The sequence below is a fragment of the Microbacterium sp. CCH5-D1 genome (genome assembly GCF_001557335.1).
Taxonomy (GTDB): Bacteria; Actinomycetota; Actinomycetes; order Actinomycetales; family Microbacteriaceae; genus Microbacterium; species Microbacterium oxydans.
Genome location: NZ_LSJW01000193.1, coordinates 1 through 7,028, shown reverse-complemented (window position 1 = coordinate 7,028; position 7,028 = coordinate 1). Strand labels below are relative to the sequence as shown.

General features: G+C 68.2%; 4 protein-coding genes. 3 read left to right on the top strand and 1 reads right to left on the bottom strand.

The window, feature by feature from the left end; genetic code table 11:
- The first annotated feature begins 89 nt into the window (after positions 1-89).
- The 3 genes from AX744_RS11820 to AX744_RS11810 are packed head-to-tail and all read left to right on the top strand — an operon-like array spanning position 90 to position 3,543.
- Complete coding sequence (locus AX744_RS11820; RefSeq protein ID WP_061017074.1) at positions 90-1,232, top strand: ROK family transcriptional regulator; 1,143 nt, start codon at positions 90-92, stop codon at positions 1,230-1,232.
- 41 nt (positions 1,233-1,273) lie between these two features.
- Complete coding sequence (locus tag AX744_RS11815; protein WP_061017072.1) at positions 1,274-2,530, top strand: family 4 glycosyl hydrolase; 1,257 nt, start codon at positions 1,274-1,276, stop codon at positions 2,528-2,530.
- Positions 2,527-3,543 carry an N-acetylglucosamine kinase gene (locus AX744_RS11810; RefSeq protein WP_231728797.1) on the top strand — a complete coding sequence of 339 codons (1,017 nt, stop codon included), beginning with the start codon at positions 2,527-2,529 and terminating at the stop codon, positions 3,541-3,543. Before AX744_RS11815 ends, AX744_RS11810 begins: the two co-directional genes overlap by 4 nt.
- An 88-nt stretch (positions 3,544-3,631) precedes the next feature.
- On the opposite strand, the gene AX744_RS11805 is transcribed toward AX744_RS11810, so the two are convergent.
- A partial coding sequence (locus AX744_RS11805; RefSeq protein WP_061017068.1) for a multifunctional oxoglutarate decarboxylase/oxoglutarate dehydrogenase thiamine pyrophosphate-binding subunit/dihydrolipoyllysine-residue succinyltransferase subunit occupies positions 3,632-7,028 on the bottom strand: 3,397 nt, incomplete at its 5' end.

Genomic DNA, 7,028 nt, shown 5'->3' with positions numbered 1-7,028 from the left:
CCCGAGCCCGACAACCTCGGCCGCCTCCGCGACGAGGTCCGAACCGAACTCGGCACCAGCTGAACAGGCCGCTCAGAAGGAAGAGACACATGTCACAGATCGACCCGGGAACCTCAGCCTGGTTGCGGACCAGGAACGACCGCGAGGCGTTTCGGCTGATCCTCGAACACGGTCCCCTGACGCGGAGCCGCCTGGGGGAGCTGTCGGGGATGTCGAAACCGACGGCGACCCAGATGATCGCCCGGCTCGAGCGTGCGCAACTGGTGCTCCCGGTCGGCGAGGTCGCCGGGAGCCGCGGTCCGAGCGCCGTCAGCTGGGGCGTGCGGACCGACAGGGTGGCCGGAGTCGCGGTGAACATGCTCGACGGCAGCATTCAAGCTGTTCTGGTGGATGCGGCGGGGTCGACCTACCCCATCGTCGACCTTCCGGTGCAGGGGGAGGACCGTTCGCCCGAGCGCGACATCTCCCGCGCCATCGATGCCGCGTGCGCTGCGGCCGGCGCGGATCGCAGAACCGTCGAGACGGTCACGGTTGCGGTGCAAGCTGCGGTCAGCCGTGGGCAGGACACACTGTCCCTCACCGACTCGCTGCCGGGCTGGCCGGCTTTCGGTGCGCGGGCGCGGATCGAAGCAGAGCTCGGGGTCTCGGTGACTCTGGAGAACGACGTCAACCTCGCCACGATGGCGGAGCGCTCCGTGGGAGTGGCGCAGGACGTCGACAGTTTCGCCTTCCTCTGGGTCGGTATCGGTCTCGGCGTCGGCGTCGATCTGGCGGGCACGATCCATCGCGGCGCGCACGGGAGCGCAGGAGAGATCGGCTACCTCACGGTGTCCGCCGGAACCGGTGAGCCCGGAGCGGTGACCACCGACCTGCTCGGTTCGCAGATCATCCTCGACCTCCTGGGCGATGGGGAGCGCGACTATCCGGACGGGATCCGCGCTCTTGCCGACCATGACGAGGTGCTGCAGACCGTGGCCGAACGCATCGCCCTCACGATCGAACCGGTCCTCATGGTGCTCGACCCCGCGATGATCGTGCTGGGCGGGCCGACCGGTCTCGCCGGAGGCCGCCGCCTCGCCGAGCTGGTCGCAGCGCAGGCGGCGAACGACGAGAGGCCGGTTCCGGAGGTGCGCGTGAGCGGCACGGGCGAGCGCGCTGTGCTGGTCGGCGCACGTCGACTGCTCGTCGAGCAGATCCGCACCGTCTTGGAAGAACGCATCCCCACGGACTGACGCCCCTCGGCGGCGCACGACCATCAGAACAAGGAGACCAGATGAAGCTCGCCATCGTCGGCGGAGGATCGACATACACCCCGGAGTTGATCGACGGATTCATCCGCCTGCATCGCGAACTGCCCATCGAGGAGCTGGTGCTCGTCGACACGGATCCGACCCGTCTGGAACTCGTCGGCGCCGTGTCTCGACGCATGCTGGCCAAGGGCGGCCATCCCGCTCGGCTTCTCACGACCGATGATCTTGTCGTGGGCGTCACGGATGCGGATGCCGTGCTCATCCAGTTGCGCGTCGGGGGACAGGATGCCAGGGAGCAGGACGAGAGTTGGCCGCATGAGGTCGATTGCATCGGCCAGGAGACGACGGGGCCAGGGGGACTCGCAAAGGCCCTTCGAACCGTCCCCGTCGTGCTCCGTATCGCCGACGTGGTGCGGCAGCACGCCAAGCCGGACGCATGGATCGTGGACTTCACGAATCCGGTCGGCATCGTCACCCGCGCACTCCTGCAGGCGGGGCATCGCGCGGTCGGTCTCTGCAACGTCGCGATCGGCTTCCAGCGGAGGTTCGCCGCGGAGGCGGAAGTGGAACCCGATCGAGTGGCACTCGCGCACGTGGGCCTCAACCACCTCACGTGGGAGCGCGGGGTCTTCATCGATGGGATCGACAGGCTCCCGCAGGCGATCGAGGACAACGTCGGCGACCTGGCGGACACGGTCGAACTCGCGCCGGCCCTGCTCGCTCAGCTCGGAGTGATTCCGTCTTACTACCTGCGCTACTACTACGCGCACGACGAGGTGCTGCACGAACAGCGCCACAACGCGACCAGGGCCGCCGAGGTGCGCGCGATCGAGAACGAGCTCCTCGGCCTGTATGCGGATCCACGCGTCGACACCAAGCCGGAGATCCTGGAGAAGCGTGGGGGAGCGTTTTACTCCGAGGCGGCCATCGAGCTCCTGATCGCGATTCGCGGCGGCACGGACCAGCCGCGCGTGGTCAACCTGCGCAACGACGGTGTGCTGCCGTTCCTCCCTGATGACCACGTGATCGAAGTGCCGGCGCGCCACATCGACGACCGGTTCGTGGCTGAGCCGGTCGCGGCCCTCCCCGACGACATCAGCGGTCTGATCAGTGCGGTGGCAGGATACGAGCGCCTGGCGCTGGAGGCCGCCGTCGAAGGCGGACGAGACCGCGTGCTCCGGGCGATGCGCGCCCATCCGCTCGTGCTGCAGCACGAACGTGCAGAGAAGCTGACCGACCTCCTGCTGGCGGCCAACGGGCGCTTCCTGGAGTGGGCGTGACGGTGCAGGGGAGAGCTGCACTGGTCCTCGCCGTCGATGGAGGCGGTTCGAAGACCGACGTCGTGCTCCTCGACGTCACCGGTGATGTCCTCGCGTGGGAGCGCGGCCCCGGCTCGAGCCCGCAGATCGATGGTCTGGAGCAGTCCGTGCATGTCATCGACGATCTCGTACGACGTGCGCTCGGCAGCCATGCCCCCGGTGAGCTCGCGTCCGTGGGACTGTACCTGTCCGGGCTGGATCTCGCCGAGGAGATCGCAACGTTCCACGAGGCCCTCTCGCCGCTTGCCTGGGCTGAGGCTGCCGTCGTGGAGAACGACCTGCATGCACTTCTTCGCGCGGGCACCGACGCCGAGGATGCGATCGCCGTCATCTGCGGAACCGGGATGAATGCGATCGGCGTCCGCTCCGACGGCTCCACCGTGCGTTTCCCCGCGCTGGGGCCGCTTTCAGGGGACTGGGGCGGGGGCGCGGAGCTCGGAGACTCCGTCGTCTGGCATGCCGCCCGTGCAGAGGACGGACGTGGACCGCAGACCGCCCTCGTGCCTCTTCTCCTGCGGGCCAGCGGAGCGCCGACGGTCGCCTCTTTCGTCGAGGACGTGCACCTGGGTCGCCGTGCGGATCAGGGATTCGCGGCATTGGCTCCGTTGCTGTTCGAAGCCGCGACCGCCGGCGATGACGTGGCTCGAGCAGTCGTGCGACGCCAGGCCGAGGAGGTCGTCGCTTTCGTGCGAGCGTGTGTGGCCCGGCTCGACTTGAGAGACGTCGAGGTGCCGGTGGTCTTCGGCGGCGGCGTTGCCAGAGGGCGCGATCCCTTCCTGCTCGAGACCATCCGCGCAGGTCTGGCGGAACACGCACCGGCGGCACGCCTGGAGATCGTGGACGCTCCGCCGGTGCTGGGCGCGGCTCTTCTGGTGCTGGCCGCCGCCGGGGTGGAGCAGGCGGCGCTGGACCGAGCTCGAGGGCACCTCAGCACGGATCGGCGTCTCACACAGATGGCCTTCGCCGCGGGTTGAGCACTGCTCGGTCGGCCTGCAGCGATGAGAAGCAGCAACGAGAAGGGGCGCCGCGACCTGAGTCGCGGCGCCCCTTTCGTGCAGACGATCAGCCGAGTGTGACGGCTGCCTGGATCAGCGCAGCCTGCTCTGCCGCGTGGACCTTCGAGGATCCCGTCGCCGGCGAGGCCGAAGCCGGGCGCGAGACCGGACGGAACGAACGGTCTCCCGGCACGTCGGCGAAAGCGAGCGCGAGGAAGGGCCATGCGCCCTGGTTCTCCGGCTCCTCCTGCACCCACACCAGCTCGGCGTTCGGGTAGGAATCGGTGATGGCCTTGAGGCCGTCGATCGGAGTCGGGTACAGCTGCTCGAGCCGGACCAGCGCCACCGCGGGGTTCGGGTTCTTCTCGAGCTCGGCCCGCAGGTCCCAGTGCACCTTGCCCGAGTGCACCAGCACGCGCTTGACGGCGGCGCGGTCGAGACCGCGGTCGTCGTCGAGCACAGGTTCGAACCGGCCCTGGGTGAAGGCCTCGACCGGGCTGGTCGCTCCACGCAGACGCAGCATGGCCTTCGGGGTGAACACGATCAACGGCTTGCGCGGACGGGCATAGGCCTGGCGGCGCAGCAGGTGGAAGTACGAGGCCGGAGTCGACGGGCGCGAAACGATCATGTTGTCCTGCGCGCACATCTGCAGGAACCGCTCGATGCGCGCAGAGGAGTGATCCGGTCCCTGACCCTCGTAGCCGTGGGGGAGGAGCAGGGTCACACTGGACTGCTGCCCCCACTTCTGCTCGGCCGCCGAGATGTACTCGTCGATGACGGACTGAGCGCCGTTGACGAAGTCGCCGAACTGCGCCTCCCAGAGCACGAGCGCCTCGGGGGCTTCGACCGAGTAGCCGTACTCGAAGCCGAGAGCCGCGTACTCGCTCAGCAGCGAATCGTAGACGAAGAAGCGTCCCTGGGCGTCGGAGAGGTTCGACAGGGGCAGCCATTCCTGACCGTTCGCGCGGTCGTGCAGGGTCGCGTGCCGCTGCACGAACGTGCCGCGCCGCGCATCCTGCCCGGCCAGACGAACCGGGGTGCCCTCCACGAGGAGCGAGCCGAAGGCGAGCAGCTCGCCGAAGCCCCAGTCGATGGCGCCGTTGCGGCTCATGTCGAGGCGCTTCTCGAGCAGCTGCTGGATCTTCGGGTGCACCGTGAAGCCCTCTGGCTTGTTCACGAAGGCATCGCCGATCATCTGGATGACCTCGCTCGGCACGCCGGTGACCTCCGGTGCGCCGACCTGGTCCTCGACGGGCGGCGTCTCCGGCGCGACGGGGAGGGCACCGGTCTCGGCCGCGTGCGTCTCGGCGAAGGCGATCTCCAGTCGGTTCTGGAAGTCGGCCTTGGCCTCGTCGTACTCCTGTTCGGTGATGTCACCTCGGCCGACGAGCGACTCGGTGTACAGCCGCCGGACGGAGCGCTTCGCCTGGATGAGGTCGGTCATCAGCGGCTGCGTCATCGAGGGGTCGTCTCCCTCGTTGTGGCCGCGTCGGCGGTAGCAGACCAGGTCGATCACGACATCGCGGTGGAAGCGCTCGCGGTACTCGAAGGCGAGCTGCGCGACGTGGATGACCGCCTCCGGGTCGTCGCCGTTCACGTGGAAGACCGGGGCCTGGATGGTCTTGGCCACGTCGGTCGAGTAGATCGAGGTGCGGCCGTCGTTCGGGGTGGTGGTGAAACCGACCTGGTTGTTCACCACCACGTGGATCGTGCCACCCGTGCGGTAGCCGCGCAGCTGCGACATCTGCAGGGTCTCGACCACGACACCCTGCCCGGCGAACGCGGCGTCGCCGTGCACGAGGATGGGCAGCCACGCGAACGTGCCGATGGGCTTGCGGTCCTGCTTGGCGCGGACGATGCCCTCCAGCACGCCGTCGACCGTCTCGAGGTGCGAGGGGTTGGCGGCGAGGTAGACGGGGAGCTCCGACTTGTCATCGGCGACGAAGGTGCCCTCGGTCCCGAGGTGGTACTTCACGTCACCGGATCCGCGCTGGTTGCCCGGCGTCTGCGTGCCCTCGAACTCACGGAAGACCTGACCATAGGTCTTTCCGGCGATGTTGGTGAGCACGTTCAGGCGGCCGCGGTGGGCCATGCCGATCGCAGCCCCTTCGAGGCCTGCCGTGGCCGCTCCCTGCAGGATCTCGTCGAGCAGTGGGATCAGCGACTCGCCGCCCTCGAGGGAGAAGCGCTTCTGGCCGACGAACTTGGTCTGCAGGAAGGTCTCGAACGCCTCGGCCTCGTTGAGCTTGCGGAGGACCCGCAGCTGCTCGTCGTGGCCGGGCTTCTGGTACTTGACCTCGACCTTCTCCTGGAACCAGCGGCGCTGCTCCGGGTCCTGGATGTGCATGTACTCGATGCCCAGCGTGCGGCAGTACGAGTCGCGCAGCACGCCGAGGATGTCGCGGAGCTTCGCGATGCGTCGTCCGCCGAAACCGCCGGTGACGAACTCGCGGTCGAGGTCCCAGAAGGTGAGGCCGTGGCTCTCGATCTCCAGGTCCGGGTGCGAACGCTGCACGTACTCGAGCGGGTCGATGTCGGCCATCAGGTGACCGCGCACACGGAACGAGTTGATGAGCTCCTGTACGCGGGACTGCTTGTCGACGCGCTCGGCGAGATCGACCGCGATGTCGGGGTTCCACCGGATCGGTGCGTAGGGGATTCGGAGCGCCGCGAAGATGTCGTCGTAGAAGCCGCGCTGGCCGATGAGCAGCTCGTGCACCTTCTTCAGGAACTCGCCGGAGCCGGCTCCCTGGATGACACGGTGGTCGTAGGTGCTCGTGAGCGTGATCGTCTTGCCGATCGCCAGCTCGTTGAGCGTCTTCTCGCTCGCGCCCTGGAACTCGGCCGGGTACTCGAGGGCGCCGGCGCCGATGATGCAGCCCTGGCCCTTCATGAGACGCGGCACCGAGTGCACGGTTCCGATTCCGCCGGGGTTGGTGAGCGACACCGTGGTGCCCTGGAAGTCGGCGGCGGTCAGCTTGTTGCCTCGTGCACGCGTGACCAGGTCTTCGTACGCGGAGAGGTACTCGGTGAAGGTCAGGGTGTCGGCGCGCTTGATGCTGGGCACCATGAGGGCGCGCGTGCCGTCGGGCTTGGGCAGGTCGATCGCGATGCCCAGGTTGACGTGCGCCGGTGCGACCACCGAGGGCTTGCCGTCGACCTCTGCGTAGAACACGTTCTGGCTGCGGAACTCGTCGAGGGTGCGGATGAGCGCCCAGCCGATGAGGTGCGTGAAGCTGACCTTGCCGCCGCGGGTGCGAGCCATGTGGTTGTTGATGACGATGCGGTTGTCGATCATCAGCTTCGCGGGCACGGTGCGCACGCTCGTGGCGGTCGGCACGGTGAGCGACTCGTCCATGTTCGCCGCGAGGGTCTTCGGCAGACCGCGCAGCGGTGTGACCTTGTCCTCTTCGGCGGGAGCGGGAGCCTCCTTGGACTCCGACTTCGCGGCGGGCTTCGGGGCC

Coding starts and splice junctions, on each gene's coding strand:
- AX744_RS11815 (WP_061017072.1), top strand. CDS start 1,274: ATGAAGCTCGCCATCGTCGGCGGAGGATCGACATACACCCCGGAGTTG.
- AX744_RS11820 (WP_061017074.1), top strand. CDS start 90: ATGTCACAGATCGACCCGGGAACCTCAGCCTGGTTGCGGACCAGGAAC.